Below are 13812 nucleotides of genomic sequence, written 5' to 3' on the forward strand. Positions count from 1 at the left end.
CGGGCCCTGGGCCCGCTCCGGCAAGGCTACACAACGGGCCCGGGCAGAGCAGCGGCGGTCCCTGGCGGGCCGGAGTGCCGGAGGCGGCGCCCGCCCTCCCGGTAGACCTGTGCGCAGAACACCACGAGCAGCAGTGCGTGCACGGCGTCACCGCCGTAGTACATCAGCTGCGCCGCCTGCTCCGTGTCGGCGGGCAGGCCCTGGCCCGCCACGGCGTAGAGGTGCTTCGCCACCACGCCATGGACGGCGATCGTCGCGACGATCACAGTGGCCCTGAGTCCCACGGCCGCCCTGTGCCGATTCGGGTCGACCCCGACGACGGCGTAGGCGAAAAGCGCGCCCGATGCGACGAAGTGCACGTGCAGCAGCGGACCGGACACGGGGTGGTGGAGTAGTCCGAGGGCGGTGCCGTCCCAGTACAGCAGGGCCATGGGGCCTGTGGCGAGCAGGGCTGCGGTCACCGGATGGGCGACCACGCGTACCGGAGCGGCACCCATCACCCTGCTGTAGCGCCGACCGATCGCGCCGGGAACGGCGCGCAGGAACAGGGTTGCCGGAGCTCCGAGGACGAGCAGCAGCGGGACGAGCATGCCGAGGACGAGATGGACCGCCATGTGTGCGGAGAGGCTGCCGCCGGCGGCGCGGGCGAGCGGGCCCACCGCGACGAGCCCCAGGCCCACCCCGGCGAACCAGGAGACGGACCGCCGGACGGGCCAGGCACTTCGTCCCCGCAGGGCCGCGGCACGCACGGCGAGGAGGTAGAGCACGGCGAGTCCGAGCCACACGAGGACGACGACGGCGCCCAGGGTAAAGCCTGCGAGGTCCTCGGGCGCGAGCCCCGCACCCCCCGTATGGTGGTCAGTCATCGGCCCGATGCGCGAGCCCGCCGTCCCTCCGCCTGGCCCGCAGCAGGACCAGGAACCCGGCGGCGAGGAAGGCGACGGCCGCGCCGTTCCACAGCAGGTCGTAGGGAAGCAGCTCCACGCCGTACCGGATCTCGTGCAGGCCGAGGAGCTTGTGCTGCACCAGGCCGTCGAACAGCTGGAAGGCGCCCACGCCTACCAGGATGCCGCCCAGCCAGTGACCCCCACGGAGGGCATTGCGCCTCCTGAGGTCGGCGAACAGGAACAGGGAGGCAACCGTCGCGAACCAGCTGAAGGCGTGGAAGACGCCGTCGGACACGAGCCCCACTGCCGGCGTGGAGCGGTCGTAGAAGTGGTGCCAGTGCAGGAGCTGGTGGAACACGGCCTCGTCGACGAAGGCGATGATCCCGCAGCCGAACAGGACACCCACCAGGACGTTGCGGCGCTGGAGACGGGCTGCCCCGTCAGGCAGGGCGGGCTCGGGGGGTCTGGCGGACGAAGCGATGGTCTTTTCCCCGTCGTCGGAGGGTGCTGATGCCTTCCAGCGTGCCAGCGGCCGGACCGCGACGTCCACCACTTTCGGCAGCCGCGACAGTTCGCTCCCACGGGTATGAGAAGCATCACGGGAAGGCGCCGCGGAACCGGCGTCCGCGCGGATTTTTGCCACTAGACTCGATTGCTGCACGAGCCCCAGCGGCACCAGGACCCCCACGAGGAACGGCATCGGCATGGCAACGGACTACGACGCACCGCGCAACAACGACGAGGACAAGGAAGCGGAATCCCTGGAGGCGCTCCAGGCGAACCGCGGCAGCAACGCCCAGTCGTCGTCGGTCGACATCGAGGACGGCGACACGGCCGAGGGCATCGACCTGCCGGGCGCCGACCTGTCCGGTGAGGAACTCCTCATCCAGGTGATCCCGCCCCAGGAGGACGAATTCACGTGCGCTTCCTGCTTCCTGGTCCGCCACCGCAGCCAGATCGCGCTGGAGAAGGACGGCCGGCAGTACTGCAGCGACTGCGAGGGCTGACTCCTTCCCCTGAAGAACCGAACGGCGCCTCCCCTCGGGGTGGCGCCGTTCGTGTTCCCCCGGGAAGCGCGGATCAGGAAGCCTTCTCGCCGTACCACCAGTGGGCGGTCTCCTGCGGTCGGCGTGGAGCGAGGTTCAGGGGCACGACGACGGCGGTGCGGCGTGGGTGCATGAGGATCATCCGGGCCGCCGCGAGCAACGCCGCGGGGATGGACACCAGGACGACGACGGCGAGTGCCCACACCGCGAGGGCGGCATGCAGCGGTGAATGGTACAGGCCCTCCATCATCGCCGCGCTGCCGAGCCACAGCCACAACCAGAACAGGCCGACCACGTAGAGCAGTGACCGTGCGCGCCTGTAACGCAACGGATAATGCATCCGCCCACGTTCCATATTCCGTCTCCCCAGACTTATGTTTCCGGGCCCGCCCCGGGCGGAGCCACTGGAAGAATGATAGACCCCGATAGGGGCTTCGCCGGAGTCCGTATTCGCCGGCACCGGGCCCGCCGGTCGACAGCCTGCTGAGCTTTGCAAGACGGGGGAGGACACCTAGACTGCAGGAATTGGTCGAGCAGAAGGCCATGGACCCACCGGACGTGGAGCTAGCCATGGACAACTTTCCGCACATCCTCGAACATCCCACCGCACCCCAGGACGAGTCGGTGCACTCCTGGGAATCCCGGCGGGCACACCTCGCGCCGGTCCGGCAGGCCGACCTGGATTTCCCCGTGAACCTCTCCGAGGCGCCGACGCGGCAGCTGCGGATGCTCTGCAACCGGACGTACGAGCTCCTCGACACGGAACACCCGTCCCTCGCGACACGGCAGCGCTATGACGCACTCGTCCACGAGCTCGGGCGGCGTGAGCGGCAGGCCGAGCAGCGCGGGAGCGTGGAGGACGCCCGTGAGAAGTTCCGCGACAACGCGCTGTTCTCCCGCTTCGAGCTCTATCGCAACGGCATCATGGCGGGCTACGTGCAGTACGAGATGCGCGGCGGGGACGTGCTCCTGCTGCACACCGTCATCGACCCGAGGTTCCGGCGCACGGGACTCGAACCCGTGCTGATGCAGGCGGTCCTCCTCAATGCGCATCGCAGGCGCCTCGCCGTCATGCCCTACTGCCCCGAGGCGCAGGATTTCCTGACCGCCCATCCGCAGTTCCTCTCGCTCATCCCCGCCCGGCAGCGCCGGAGGTTCAGGCTGCTCGTGGCGTCCCGTGCCGCAGCCGCCGAGCAGGGCAGCAGATGACGTCCGTCGAGGTGCTCGCCGAAGCATTCGGCCGGCTGCCCGATCTGGTCCGCGGCGCCGTGGACGGCCTCGACGCGGACCAGTTGTCCGTCCGTCCGGGCGGTTCGGCGAACTCCATCGCCTGGCTCGTGTGGCACCTCACGCGCGTCGGGGACAGCCACTTCGCCGAGGCCTTCGGCCATGAGGAGGTATGGCTGGCGGGCGGCCATGCCGAGCGCTGGGGACTCGGCCTCGAGCACGGGGACACCGGGTACGGACATTCGTCGGACCAGGTCGACGCCGTGCGGGTGGATTCGGCGCAGCAGTTGCTGGACTACTTCGACGCCGTGCACCAGCGGTCCCTGGGCCTCGTGGCGGGCCTCGACGAGGAGGCCCTGCACCGGGTCGTCGATGAACGGTGGGATCCGCCGGTGACGCTCCTCGTCCGTCTCGTGAGCGTGCTCGACGACGCCGTGCAGCACGCGGGACAAGCCGCCTACGCACGCGGCATGATCCTCGCCGGAGGCTAGCCGAGCCCTGTCTGGCGCAGCGTGATGTTGAGCCGGCCGTCGAACCCGATGCCGGCGGGCGCCGTGCCCGGCAGCGTCCTGGGGACCCCGTGGTAGGCGAACCGTGAGGGGCCGCCGAAGACGAAGAGGTCACCGGATGCCAGCTCCACGTCCTGCCAGGGGCGGTTCCTGTTCTCCGTGTTGCCGAACCGGAAGATGCACGCCGTGCCGAGGCTGAGGGACACCACGGGCGCGTTGATCCGCTCCTCCCGGTCCTGGTGCATGCCCATCTTCGCGGCGTCGTCGTAGTAGTTGACCAGGGCGGCATCGGGCTCGTAGGACGAGCCCGCCCCGGGCCCGTACGCAGCAGCCACCGCGTCGCGTCCCAGCGCGCGGAGGACATCGGGGAACGGCGCGACGGCGCCACCGCCGGCGTCGTCGGCCGTGCGGCTGTAGCGGTACGGGAGCCAGTGCCAGCCGAGGCTCACGCTCTTCACGGACATGACCCCGCCATTGGGCATCGCCACCGCCCGCATCGGCACCGGACCGCTCGCCCAGGTGCGGCACAGGGCCACGAGTTCCCGCTGGTGGCCGGGATCGAGCCAGCCGGGCAGGTGCACGGCGCCAGGCGCCAGTTCCCTCCGCGGACGGGGGATCAGGGCATCGATCGGTTCGGTCACACCATCATTGTGCGCTGCCCGCGTCGGCGGCTGGGTGCACCGGTCTCTTCTCCCCGGCCTCGACGGGCGCCTCGACGATGTTCCCGCTGACCGGCATGGGGCACGTCCCGTAGGGCGTGAAAGCGCTCGGATAGTTGATCGTCCTGTTGAAATCCAGGATCACGGTCCCGTCCGGGCGGGGGCGGCGCGCGGTCACCTTGCGCCACGGCGCGGTGGACGAGCCGTTGGTGGCGTCGTGGAAGGTGATGCCCAGCGACCCCGACTCCTCCTGCGCGGCGCGGAGCCGGAACTCCCGGCCGTCGCCGGGAAGCGAGAAGACGACCTCGCCCACCGTCGGGTGCGTGCCGGGAACCTCCGGATGGGCCGTCGCGATCCGTTCCTCCCGGGTCTCGTCATAGGGCTCGAACCGCCCCTCCACCACGAGGTCCGCGCGGTAGCCGAAAGCGGGTACGCCGGTGAACGCGGCCAGGACGGGCGACGCCGCATCCCTGGTCCGGATGGCATAGCGGCCCGCCCTGCGGGCCAGTTCCACCACGACCTGCCGCCCGTCCTCCCCGCCGTATGCGACCCACATCAGCGACTCCTCGTCGTCGAGGGCCGCGGTGATGGTGCCGTCCACCGGCCGGCCGCTCGTCAGGTCGGTCAGGGCGTCGGAGGGCCGTGCCGTCAGGTGCGCGGTACCACCGGCCGAGTGCCAGAGACCGGGCACGGCGTCGAGTCCCGCGGGCTCGTCGGCGAGCCATTGGAAGGATGTCAGGGTGAGCCAGCCATGCTTCTCGGCCAGGCCCGCGTTGCGCGCAGCCCGGAAGCGGAGCCACCGTTCCTCGGCGGTCTGCGTGGTGGTGCCCATGGTGTCCTCCTGGCTCGACGGGACGTTCTCGGGCTAGAACCCGGCACGGGCTCCCCGCATTCCCGGGTCGCCGCTGCACGGCGCTTCCTGGTTCCGGTTCATCTGGTTCCCGTCAGGAGGCCTGACCGGCGGGCTGCCGGCTATCAAGCCGTCGCCCATCCGTCCACCGCCTGCGCCGGCGGGCCTGCCCGGGTGCCCTGATCCATCCCGTCTGCAACCATGGACACTCGGCCTGAGGAGGACGCGGAATGACCGATGGACCAGGAACTGCGACCGGAGTGGATGAGGACGAGCCCACGGACGAACTGACGGACGAACCCACGGGCGCCCCCGCCGATCGGGCGGGTGCGACGACGGCGGGCGGGCTCGATGCTCCCGACGCCCCGGCCATCCCCGTCCCCACCCCCCATGCGGAGGACGGGGACCACGTGCTCCTGCCGCACCCCGACCAGCCGACGTGGCGGGAGGACTACCCGTACGGCACCCGGATGACGGAGCGCGAGTACCAGAAGGCGAAGAGGGCCCTGCAGATCGAACTGCTCAAGATGCAGGGATGGGTCAGGGCGAACCGCGTCAAGGTGGCCGTGGTCTTCGAGGGGCGCGACGCCGCCGGCAAGGGTGGCACGATCAAGCGGTTCACCGAGAACCTGAATCCCCGTGGTGCGAGGGTCGTCGCCCTGGACAAGCCGAGCGAGAAGGAGCAGACGCAGTGGTACTTCCAGCGGTATGTCTCGGTGCTCCCGTCGGGCGGTGAGATCGTGCTGTTCGACCGCTCCTGGTACAACCGTGCGGGAGTGGAACGGGTCATGGGGTTCTGCACGCCCACGGAGTACCTCGAGTTCATGCGGCAGGCTCCGGAACTCGAGCGCATGCTCGTCCGCAGCGACATGCGCCTCATCAAGTTCTGGTTCTCGGTGTCCCGCGAGGAGCAGCGGCGACGTTTTGCGCAGCGCCACTCGGATCCGGTGCGCCGGTGGAAGCTGAGCCCCATGGACCTGCAGTCCCTCGACAAGTGGGACGAGTACACCGAGGCCAAGGAAGCCATGTTCTTCTACACGAACACGGCCGACGCCCCGTGGACCGTCATCAAGAGCAATGACAAGAAGCGGGCCCGGATCGAGGCGCTGCGGTACGTCCTCTCGGTCCTCGACTACGACGAGAAGGACCACGAGGTGGTCGGTGTCCCGGACCCGCTGATCGTCGGGACCGGGCCGCGCTCCAGGGTGTTCGAGGCGGACGAACAGTCCTCCCGCCTGTTCCCCACCCTGTAGCGGGTAGCCGGGGCCTTCCGCGGGTCAGGTGCTGTAGCTGGAGGTCGCTGCGAAGCCCGCGAACATGAGGATCACCATGAGGATGACGAACAGGATGGCGAGGCCGTAGAGCACCACGTTGATCCAGCCGAGGACCTTCCCCGCCGTCGCCGGAACGCCCAGGCGCTCCGCCTTCTTCGCCTGCCAGATGGCCAGCGGCCCCAGGATGATTCCGGCGACGAACAGTCCGACGATGCCGAGGATCAGCGAGAGCTGCGCCGCCTTCTCGCCCTCGAGGGACCGGTACGGGTCCTGGTAGCCGCCGGGCTGGTAGGGCTGCTGGTAGCCGCCCTGCTGATACGGCTGGGGCTGGTACGGCGCGCTGCTGCCGTACGTGCTGCCGTAGCTGCCGCCGTCGTAGGGATCCGGGTGCCTGCCGGAGGAGGGACGCTCGCTGGGGTAGGGGTCCTGGGACATCGTGGTTCTCCTGCTCGGCTGTGCGGGTGCCCCGGGACTTCTGCCCCGGGGCACCATCATCTCGTGTTCCACCCGGTGATGCACGCGGGACGGAACGGCCGTCCTACGCGTGGGTGCGCTGCCCCGTGCGGAGCCGGGAGTGGCGGTTGCCGTACGCGAAGTAGATGGCGAAACCGATCACGAGCCAGCCGGCGAAGAACACCCACGTGATGGTGGCCAGGTTGAACATGAGGTACAGGCACAGGGCGGCCGAGGCGATGGGGATGACCTTGCCGAACGGCACGCGGAAGGCGGGCTTGAGATCCGGGCGCTTCCGGCGCAGCACGATGATCCCGAGGCTCACGGTGATGAACGCGGACAGCGTGCCGATGTTGATCATCTCCGCGAGTACCTCGACCTGCGTGAAACCGGCCAGCAGGGCCACGACGACGCCGCACAGGATCTGCGTACGCGCCGGTGTGGCGTGCTTGTCCGAGGTGCGGCTCAGGCCCCGGGGCAGGAGTCCGTCCCGGCTGAGCGCGAAGATCACGCGGGCGAGGCCCATGAGCAGGACCATGATCACCGTGGTCAGGCCGATCAGGCTCCCGAGCGAGATGATGCCGGCCGCCCAGTCCGCGCCGACGAGCTGGAAGGCGGTGGCGAGTGACGGCGCACCGGACGCACCGAGTTCCTTGTACGAGACCATGCCGGTGACCACGAGGGTCACCAGGATGTAGAGGACGCTGACCACGGCGAGGCCGGCGAAGATGCCGCGCGGAAGCGTGCGGCTCGGGTTCTTCACTTCCTCGGCGGAGGTGGCGACGACGTCGAACCCGATGAACGCGAAGAAGACGAGTGCCGCACCGGAGATGATCCCGGTGAAGCCGAAGGCCGCCGGTGAGGCGCCGCTGAGGAAGGAGAGGAAGGGCTGGTCGGCCCAGCCCGCACCGCTCTCCGCCGCGGGTTCCGAGTCGGGCACGAACGGTGCGTAGTTCTCCGGGCTGACGTAGAAGAAGCCGACGACGATCACGAACAGGACGATGCCGATCTTGATCACCGTGAAGACGCTGTTGACGCGGGCCGAGAGCTTGGTGCCGTAGATGAGCACGGCGGTGAAGATCGCGACGATCAGCAGCGGACCCCAGGTGAGGTCTAGTCCGAGCAGGCTGACCTCCGCAGGGATGTCGAGGTTCAGCACGGCGAAGAGGTCGGTGAGGTAGACGCCCCAGAACTTCGCGATGACCGCGGCCGCCATGAGCAGTTCGAGGATCAGGTTCCAGCCGATGATCCAGGCGAGGAGTTCACCCATCGTGGCGTAGGTGAAGACGTAGGCGCTGCCGGCGACCGGCAATGCGGTGGCGAACTCGGCGTAGCACATGATGGCGAGGGCGCAGGTGATCGCCGCCAGGACGAAGGAGATGGTCACGGCGGGTCCGGCGTTGAAGGCGGCCGCCTGGGCGCCCACCGAGAAGATGCCGGCGCCGACGGCCACGGCGACTCCCATGATCATGAGGTCCCAGGTATTGAGGGACCGCTTGAGGCCGTGTCCCTTCTCGTCGGAGTCCTTGATCGACTGCTCGATGGACTTGGTCCGAAAGAGGTCCATGCGGGTGCTGATCCTTCACTGGGTAGGGATTGGGGGCCGCTGGAGTGCATTCGGCCCCTATCGAGGATAGGGAACGGCGAAGCCCGCCGCACTTCGTTACGGTGCGGCGGGCTTCCGTTCCCTGCGGTGGGGGAAGGGGCTACACGCCGCGCCCCAGGAGGGCGTGGCGGGGACTGTCCGGGTTCATGAGGGAATTCTTCCGGCCGTAGAAGAAGTAGACGGTCAACCCGATCAGCAGCCGGACGCCGAAGCGCAGCCACGTCTCCCGGTGCAGCTGCAGCATCAGGAACAGCGATGCGGGAACACCGAAGGCGGGGACGATCGGCAGGCCAACTGACTGGAAGGCGGAAGCGAATCCCGCCGTCGGGCTGATGTCCTGGTGGTCCTCGATGCCGGCCGATGGCGACGGCGGCCACGATGACGATGTGCTCGAGCAGGAGGTGGCGCCCGATGATCCGGCCGATCGCCGGTCGCTCTGCTCAGCGTTCGGCCGGTTGGTGCCGGAGCGCCTCCAGGACGAGGTCGAGGTACCGCTCGACGTCCCCGCTGCCATCCGGGCTGTCGGCCGGACTGTCGGCCGGACTGTCGGCCGGGGTGCGGTCGAGGGTGCCTGCGGGGGCGGGATCCGGTGCGAGCGAACCGAGCATGCGGACGAGGACCAGGAGGTCCCGGCCGGTGAGGTCCGCCCTCGCGGAGCCTCCGGTCCGGAGCCGGAGCGCCAGCTCCTCGGCAGCAGGAGCCAGACGGCGGCGCAGCAGCGCAAGCCCCGCGGACACGAAACCCGGATCGTGCAGCAGTTCGCGCAGGCCCCGATCCTCGCGCTGCATGTGCGCGGCGGAACCGACGAACAACCGCGCGGCCGCCCACGGGTCGTCGAGCCCCAACGCCTCCGTCGCCGCGGCGTCGACGTCCAAGACGCGCTGTTCCAGGATGGCCTCGATGAGGGCCCGCCGGTCGGGGAACCGGCGGTACACGGTCCCCACGCCCACGCCCGCATCCCGGGCGATGTCCTCGAAACTGCAGTCCGCTCCGTGGACGGCGAACATGCGCCGCGCCGCCCGCAGGACCACCTCGCGGTTGCGCTGGGCATCCCGTCGGAGGGGCCGCACGACGGCGCCGGGCGCGGACGGCTGTTCAGGCGGGGGCACCACGTGCTGCCATCCGGTGCAGGCGGAACGTCAGGAAGAGCCGGTGGGCGGTGATGACGAGGGCGAGCCACGCGATGCCGAGGGTCCAGGCGACCAGCACGTCGGTGAGCCAGTGGTGGCCGAGGTACACGCGGCTGAGCCCCATGGTCGCGGCGAACAGGACGGCGAGCGTGATGGTGAGCGCGCGCGTGCGCTTGCGTTGCTGCCGCAGCACGAGCAGGTACGCCACGATGCCCGCGATCACCAGGGCGTTGAGCGAATGGCCGCTGGGGAACGACGGCGAGGACTCGTAGGGCGGGACGGCGAGTTCGATCGGCGGACGCAGGCGCCCGATGGCGTCCTTTCCCGCGACCGTCATCAGCAGTGACCCGAAGGCCGCCGCGGGTATCAGGATCACCGGCGTCCAGGACCTGCGGCGGGCTGCGAGCAGCACCATGACCCCGACGGCCAGGATGGGCATGCCGATCGGGCCCCCGATGTTCGTGTACCCGGTGATGAAGGCGTTGAGCCAGTCCTGGCGCAGCGAGACGGCGAGATCCAGGGCGGGCCGGTCCAGGGCCGCGACGCCGTCCGCCTCGACGACCGACTCGTACACCTCGGCCGAGGCCGCCGTCAGGGCCGCAGCGATACCGCCGCCGATCGCGATGATGAGCAGCAGGGCCGTGTGCGGCCCCACCCAGCGGGCGAGGGGGCGGACGCACCGCACGAGGAGGCGGCCCAGCGGTGACGACCACCGGGTGAGGTCTCGTGGTCCGACGTACTGGTCCTGGTGGGCTGGCATCCACCGACTCTATGCCGCCGCGTCGCGGCGAGCACGCCGGGCACAGTCCGCGAAGGGGAGGGTTGACGGTTGGGCGCGTGGACATAGCCGTTCCTGCCGGGACGCGGAGCTAGGCTGGGGGCATGAGCGAGCCAGGCCTGATCCGCGACATCATCCGGGGTGTTCCGGTCTTCCCCGAGGAGATGCCACCCTTCGATCCGGCCGCGGCGCCCGACTCGCCGATCGACCTGTTCGTGGCCTGGCTGAAGCGTGCCGTGGAGGACGGCATCGCGGCACCGCACGCAGTCACGCTCTCGACGGTCGGGGAGGACGGCCGGCCGGACGCACGCGTGGTGGTCCTCAAGGACCTGACCTCCTCCGGCTGGCAGGTGGCCTCCAGCGCGGACAGCCCCAAGGGCCGGCAGCTGGCGGCGAACCCGGCCGCCGCGCTCTCGTTCTTCTGGCCGGCGGCCGGCCGCCAGGTGAGGATCCGGGGTACGGTCTCGATCGGTACCACGGAGGAGAACGACGCCGATTTCCAGCGCCGCCACCCGGTGGCCCGTGCACTGGTGCTCGCGGGCAGCCAGAGCGCCGTGCTGGGCGCGCGGGAGGACCTCGACGCGGCGGTCGAGCAGCAGGTACGGCGCATCGAGGCCACGGACGGTCTCGCGTCGACCACCTGGACGGTCTTCACCGTGGCGCCGGACGCCGTCGAGTTCTGGCAGGCCGACCACGAACGGCGGCACACCCGGCTCCTGTACACGCGCTTCGGCGGGGGCTGGCGCCGGGAGCTTCTCTGGCCGTAGCGGGAACCTCTGCTACGCGGCTGCCGGTCCCACCACCGGCTCCCCGACCCGCACGCGGAGCTTGTGCACGAAGTCGAGCTTGGCGACGACGGCGGGGGGCAGCACGAACGGGTACAGGTCATTGGCGCCCATGCTGCGGTTGACCTGGTTGAGGGCGACGGAGAGCGGGATCCAGGTGTCCCGGACCACGTCGCCGAAGTCCTCCGAGGTGTTCGGGCCAGGACCGGAGGCGAGCCCGTACTGCAGGGCCGTGTCCACGGTGTCGCAGATGTGCAGGTAGTGGGCGAACGTCTCGGCGAAGTCCTCGTAGGGGTGCATGGTGGCGTACATGGAGATGTGCTCCTTCTCCCAGCCGTCGGGAGCGCCCTCGTCGTAGTGCCGCTTGATGGCGTCCTTGTAGCTGCTGCGGTCGTCACCGAAGATGCTGCGGGCCCGCTCCGTGAGGTCGGGATCGGAGAAGACGAGCGTGCCCTCGAAGTAGTGGCCGGTCTCGTGCCGGAAGTGCCCGAGCATGGTGCGGTACGGCTCGTCGAGCGTGGCCCGCATCTTCTCGCGGTGGGAGTCGACGGTCTCCGCCAGGTCGATGGTGATCAGCCCGTTCTGGTGCCCGATCACCACCTTCTCCTCGACGCTCGAGAGGAGGTCGAAGGCGAGTCCCCGCTCCGGATTCCGGATCCTGTCCTCGATCGGCAGGCCGAGCACGTCGAGTTCGTAGATCAGGTGCCGCTTGGAGCGTTCGGCGTCGAGGAACTGCGCCAGCCCGGTGGTGTCGTGGTCATCGGGTCGGGTCCGCGTCAGGGTGCAGCTGAAGCACTCGTCGCCCTCCTCCCGCACCAGCCACGTGCAGCCCGAGAGCTTGAGGTTGGTACAGCGGCGCAGGAGCTGCCCTTCGAGGTCGCGGTAGGCGCCGTCGTCGTCGAGCGGGACGATGCCGTGCTCGCCGCGGTGGAACCCGAGTTCGGTGCCGCAGGCGAGGCAGCGGGAATTCTCGAAGAAGAGGGGTGCGGAGCAGACGGTGCAGGCGAAGCGTTGCATGGGGTTCCCGGGAGTAAGTAGGTGGTGGTTCGTCAGCCGAAGAAGACGATGCGGATGAGTGCGGCGGTACCGATGACGAGGATGGTGGCGCGCAGCGCGAAGGGGGAGAGCCGGCGTCCTACCCGGGCTCCGAGGAGGCCACCGAGGGTGGCTCCGACGGCGATGATCAGCACCAGGGACCAGTTGATGGACTCCCAGGCGAAGACCATGAAGGCGACGGCGGCGACGCTGTTGACGGCGGTGGTCAGGACGTTCTTGATGGCGTTGATCCGCTGCAGGCTCTCCATCGTGACCATCGTCATGAGGCCGACGATCAGGATCCCCTGCGCGGCGCCGAAGTAGCCCCCGTACACGCCGAGGACGCCGATGCCGGCCAGCAGGAGCAGTGAACGACGACGGGACGGCGCGGCATCCGGCGCACCCTCGCCCGCCTTGGCCGCAGCAGCCCGCTGCACGCGCGGCGCCAGGGCCACCATGGCCAGGCCGATGATGATGAGGACCGGCACGATCGCCTGGAAGGCCTCCGCGGGCAGGACGAGGAGCAGGAGTGCGCCGCCGAGGCCGCCGAGCACGGAGAGGGGCAGGAGGCGGAGGAGGAGCCGCTTGTTCGCGGCGATCTCGCGGCGGTACCCCCACGACCCGGACAGGCCGCCACCCACGAGACCGATGTTGTTCGAGATGTTCGCGACGATCGGCGGGTAACCGAAGAGCAGGAGGGTCGGGAAGGTCACCAGGGTGCCGGAACCCACCACCACGTTGATCATGCCTGCCCAGAAGCCGGCGGCCAGGATCACGGCGATCTCGAGCAAGCGGGGTCCTCTCAGTGGGCGGAGGGCGCCCGCCGCCTCGGGGCATCGCCGTCATCGGGCCGCGGCTGCCGGCGGAAAGGGCACCAGGCCAAGGATATGCCCGGCCGCCCCTCCTTCCGGGCAGGGCGCCGCGTCAGGCGTCCTCGCGGTTGGGGCTCTCGAGGATGAAGAAGTTCGACTGGTTGCCGTCCTTGCGCTGTTCCTGGTAGATGAAGTTCAGCCGGCGCTCGTCGAACGTCCTGAACCACTCGTCCCAGCTCACGGGGCGCAGCTTGTCCGTGTCCTCGTTGAAGTCGAAGCGGAGAACACCGAGGTGGTCCCCGTGCTCCGTTCCGTCCACGGTGGCCGGTCGCGCGCCGCGGGATTCCGCCCACTGCTTGATGACCTCATGGTGCGTGGTCGCCAGGCTGCGGCCCTCGCGCTCGGGGTCCTCGTCGGGAGAGGTGATCTCCTGGGAGTACTTGAGGGACTTCGATGTCTCCGGGCCCGTGCGGATCCTACCGCCGTCGGGCCCGGCGCCGACCTCGTCGGAATCCTGGGACCCGCTGCCGGACTCGTCCGTTCCCGGGGCGCTGCCCTGCTTCGCCTGGGCGACGGCGTCCACGAGTTCACCTTTCCGCATCCCGGAGGTGCCCGAGAGCCCCTCCTCCTTGGCTTCCTTGCGGAGCTCGTCCACTTTCATCCCGCGGAGTTCCGTCTCGCTGACATCGGGAGTGTTCGGGGTCTGGTTGCCGGGTTCGTCCGCCATGCTGATCTTCCTTCCGGTCGATGCTCCCGTGCCC

The 13812-nt window shown here is 69.6% G+C and carries 17 protein-coding genes and 1 pseudogene; 5 read left to right on the plus strand and 13 right to left on the minus strand.

Annotated features, from left to right (window positions below; genetic code table 11):
* Positions 1-26: 26 nt before the first annotated feature.
* On the minus strand, positions 27-866 hold the full coding sequence (locus ACIQCY_RS00720) for a cytochrome c oxidase assembly protein (protein WP_400481970.1): 840 nt from the start codon (positions 864-866) through the stop codon (positions 27-29).
* Entirely contained in the window at positions 859-1593 is a 735-nt protein-coding gene (locus ACIQCY_RS00725) for a DUF2243 domain-containing protein (RefSeq protein WP_400481971.1), read from the minus strand. The genes ACIQCY_RS00720 and ACIQCY_RS00725 overlap by 8 nt, the downstream gene beginning before the upstream one ends.
* On the opposite strand from ACIQCY_RS00725, the gene ACIQCY_RS00730 reads away from it, so the two are divergent.
* Positions 1592-1894 (plus strand): DUF4193 domain-containing protein, encoded by a 303-nt coding sequence (locus ACIQCY_RS00730; RefSeq protein ID WP_400481972.1) that lies wholly within the window; start codon positions 1592-1594, stop codon positions 1892-1894. The two genes, ACIQCY_RS00725 and ACIQCY_RS00730, sit on opposite strands and share 2 nt — an antisense overlap.
* 73 nt (positions 1895-1967) lie before the next feature.
* Here the strand turns inward: ACIQCY_RS00730 and ACIQCY_RS00735 are convergent, their stop codons facing one another.
* Entirely contained in the window at positions 1968-2273 is a 306-nt protein-coding gene (locus ACIQCY_RS00735; RefSeq protein WP_400481973.1) for a hypothetical protein, read from the minus strand.
* 230 nt (positions 2274-2503) lie between these two features.
* Here ACIQCY_RS00735 and ACIQCY_RS00740 point away from each other — a divergent pair, with 230 nt between their 5' ends.
* Both ACIQCY_RS00740 and ACIQCY_RS00745 read left to right on the plus strand, forming a co-directional pair.
* Positions 2504-3142, plus strand: coding sequence for a GNAT family N-acetyltransferase (locus ACIQCY_RS00740; RefSeq protein ID WP_400481974.1), 639 nt, complete (start codon positions 2504-2506; stop codon positions 3140-3142).
* A complete protein-coding gene (locus ACIQCY_RS00745; RefSeq protein WP_400481975.1) occupies positions 3139-3651 on the plus strand; it encodes a DUF664 domain-containing protein in 513 nt (170 codons plus the stop codon). Before ACIQCY_RS00740 ends, ACIQCY_RS00745 begins: the two co-directional genes overlap by 4 nt.
* On the opposite strand, the gene ACIQCY_RS00750 is transcribed toward ACIQCY_RS00745, so the two are convergent.
* The gene (locus ACIQCY_RS00750) at positions 3648-4310 is read right to left on the minus strand and encodes an alpha-ketoglutarate-dependent dioxygenase AlkB family protein (RefSeq protein ID WP_400481976.1); all 663 of its coding nucleotides are present in this window, start codon (positions 4308-4310) and stop codon (positions 3648-3650) included. The two genes, ACIQCY_RS00745 and ACIQCY_RS00750, sit on opposite strands and share 4 nt — an antisense overlap.
* A 4-nt stretch (positions 4311-4314) precedes the next feature.
* Positions 4315-5160, minus strand: a complete 846-nt coding sequence (locus ACIQCY_RS00755) for a DUF1684 domain-containing protein (RefSeq protein WP_400481977.1) — start codon at positions 5158-5160, stop codon at positions 4315-4317.
* 248 nt (positions 5161-5408) lie between these two features.
* On the opposite strand from ACIQCY_RS00755, the gene ppk2 reads away from it, so the two are divergent.
* On the plus strand, positions 5409-6431 hold the full coding sequence (gene ppk2, locus ACIQCY_RS00760; RefSeq protein WP_400481978.1) for a polyphosphate kinase 2: 1023 nt from the start codon (positions 5409-5411) through the stop codon (positions 6429-6431).
* A 24-nt stretch (positions 6432-6455) separates the two neighbouring features.
* Here the strand turns inward: ppk2 and ACIQCY_RS00765 are convergent, their stop codons facing one another.
* The 5 genes and pseudogenes from ACIQCY_RS00765 to ACIQCY_RS00785 all read right to left on the minus strand — a co-directional run bounded on the left by ACIQCY_RS00765 (position 6456) and on the right by ACIQCY_RS00785 (position 10401).
* The gene (locus tag ACIQCY_RS00765; protein ID WP_400481979.1) at positions 6456-6887 is read right to left on the minus strand and encodes a DUF4190 domain-containing protein; all 432 of its coding nucleotides are present in this window, start codon (positions 6885-6887) and stop codon (positions 6456-6458) included.
* A 103-nt stretch (positions 6888-6990) separates the two neighbouring features.
* Positions 6991-8472, minus strand: a complete 1482-nt coding sequence (locus ACIQCY_RS00770; protein WP_400481980.1) for an APC family permease — start codon at positions 8470-8472, stop codon at positions 6991-6993.
* Positions 8473-8611: 139 nt separating this feature from the next.
* Positions 8612-8800, minus strand: a pseudogene (locus tag ACIQCY_RS00775) (amino acid permease C-terminal domain-containing protein); the annotation flags it as partial.
* Positions 8801-8951: 151 nt separating this feature from the next.
* Positions 8952-9620, minus strand: a complete 669-nt coding sequence (locus tag ACIQCY_RS00780; RefSeq protein ID WP_400481981.1) for a TetR/AcrR family transcriptional regulator — start codon at positions 9618-9620, stop codon at positions 8952-8954.
* Entirely contained in the window at positions 9607-10401 is a 795-nt protein-coding gene (locus ACIQCY_RS00785; RefSeq protein WP_400481982.1) for a phosphatase PAP2 family protein, read from the minus strand. The genes ACIQCY_RS00780 and ACIQCY_RS00785 overlap by 14 nt, the downstream gene beginning before the upstream one ends.
* Before the next feature lie 122 nt (positions 10402-10523).
* Here ACIQCY_RS00785 and ACIQCY_RS00790 point away from each other — a divergent pair, with 122 nt between their 5' ends.
* Positions 10524-11186, plus strand: a complete 663-nt coding sequence (locus tag ACIQCY_RS00790; RefSeq protein WP_400481983.1) for a pyridoxal 5'-phosphate synthase — start codon at positions 10524-10526, stop codon at positions 11184-11186.
* 12 nt (positions 11187-11198) lie between these two features.
* Here the strand turns inward: ACIQCY_RS00790 and ACIQCY_RS00795 are convergent, their stop codons facing one another.
* The 3 genes from ACIQCY_RS00795 to ACIQCY_RS00805 form a co-directional block, all read right to left on the minus strand.
* Positions 11199-12221 (minus strand): putative zinc-binding metallopeptidase, encoded by a 1023-nt coding sequence (locus ACIQCY_RS00795; protein ID WP_400481984.1) that lies wholly within the window; start codon positions 12219-12221, stop codon positions 11199-11201.
* A gap of 32 nt (positions 12222-12253) precedes the next feature.
* Positions 12254-13030, minus strand: coding sequence for a sulfite exporter TauE/SafE family protein (locus ACIQCY_RS00800; RefSeq protein ID WP_400481985.1), 777 nt, complete (start codon positions 13028-13030; stop codon positions 12254-12256).
* Positions 13031-13163: 133 nt separating this feature from the next.
* A complete protein-coding gene (locus ACIQCY_RS00805; protein WP_400481986.1) occupies positions 13164-13778 on the minus strand; it encodes a Rho termination factor N-terminal domain-containing protein in 615 nt (204 codons plus the stop codon).
* Positions 13779-13812 lie beyond the last annotated feature (34 nt).

This window comes from Arthrobacter sp. NPDC092385 (genome assembly GCF_044755105.1).
Lineage (GTDB): Bacteria > Actinomycetota > Actinomycetes > Actinomycetales > Micrococcaceae > Arthrobacter_D.

Bases quoted from the DNA above. Each gene is read 5' to 3' on its own strand.
- ACIQCY_RS00785 (WP_400481982.1), bottom strand. From the start codon at position 10,401: ATGCCAGCCCACCAGGACCAGTACGTCGGACCACGAGACCTCACCCGG.
- ACIQCY_RS00770 (WP_400481980.1), bottom strand. From the start codon at position 8,472: ATGGACCTCTTTCGGACCAAGTCCATCGAGCAGTCGATCAAGGACTCC.
- ppk2 (WP_400481978.1), top strand. From the start codon at position 5,409: ATGACCGATGGACCAGGAACTGCGACCGGAGTGGATGAGGACGAGCCC.
- ACIQCY_RS00725 (WP_400481971.1), bottom strand. From the start codon at position 1,593: ATGCCGATGCCGTTCCTCGTGGGGGTCCTGGTGCCGCTGGGGCTCGTG.
- ACIQCY_RS00730 (WP_400481972.1), top strand. From the start codon at position 1,592: ATGGCAACGGACTACGACGCACCGCGCAACAACGACGAGGACAAGGAA.
- ACIQCY_RS00720 (WP_400481970.1), bottom strand. From the start codon at position 866: ATGACTGACCACCATACGGGGGGTGCGGGGCTCGCGCCCGAGGACCTC.
- ACIQCY_RS00795 (WP_400481984.1), bottom strand. From the start codon at position 12,221: ATGCAACGCTTCGCCTGCACCGTCTGCTCCGCACCCCTCTTCTTCGAG.
- ACIQCY_RS00740 (WP_400481974.1), top strand. From the start codon at position 2,504: ATGGACAACTTTCCGCACATCCTCGAACATCCCACCGCACCCCAGGAC.
- ACIQCY_RS00805 (WP_400481986.1), bottom strand. From the start codon at position 13,778: ATGGCGGACGAACCCGGCAACCAGACCCCGAACACTCCCGATGTCAGC.
- ACIQCY_RS00745 (WP_400481975.1), top strand. From the start codon at position 3,139: ATGACGTCCGTCGAGGTGCTCGCCGAAGCATTCGGCCGGCTGCCCGAT.
- ACIQCY_RS00790 (WP_400481983.1), top strand. From the start codon at position 10,524: ATGAGCGAGCCAGGCCTGATCCGCGACATCATCCGGGGTGTTCCGGTC.
- ACIQCY_RS00735 (WP_400481973.1), bottom strand. From the start codon at position 2,273: ATGCATTATCCGTTGCGTTACAGGCGCGCACGGTCACTGCTCTACGTG.
- ACIQCY_RS00765 (WP_400481979.1), bottom strand. From the start codon at position 6,887: ATGTCCCAGGACCCCTACCCCAGCGAGCGTCCCTCCTCCGGCAGGCAC.
- ACIQCY_RS00755 (WP_400481977.1), bottom strand. From the start codon at position 5,160: ATGGGCACCACCACGCAGACCGCCGAGGAACGGTGGCTCCGCTTCCGG.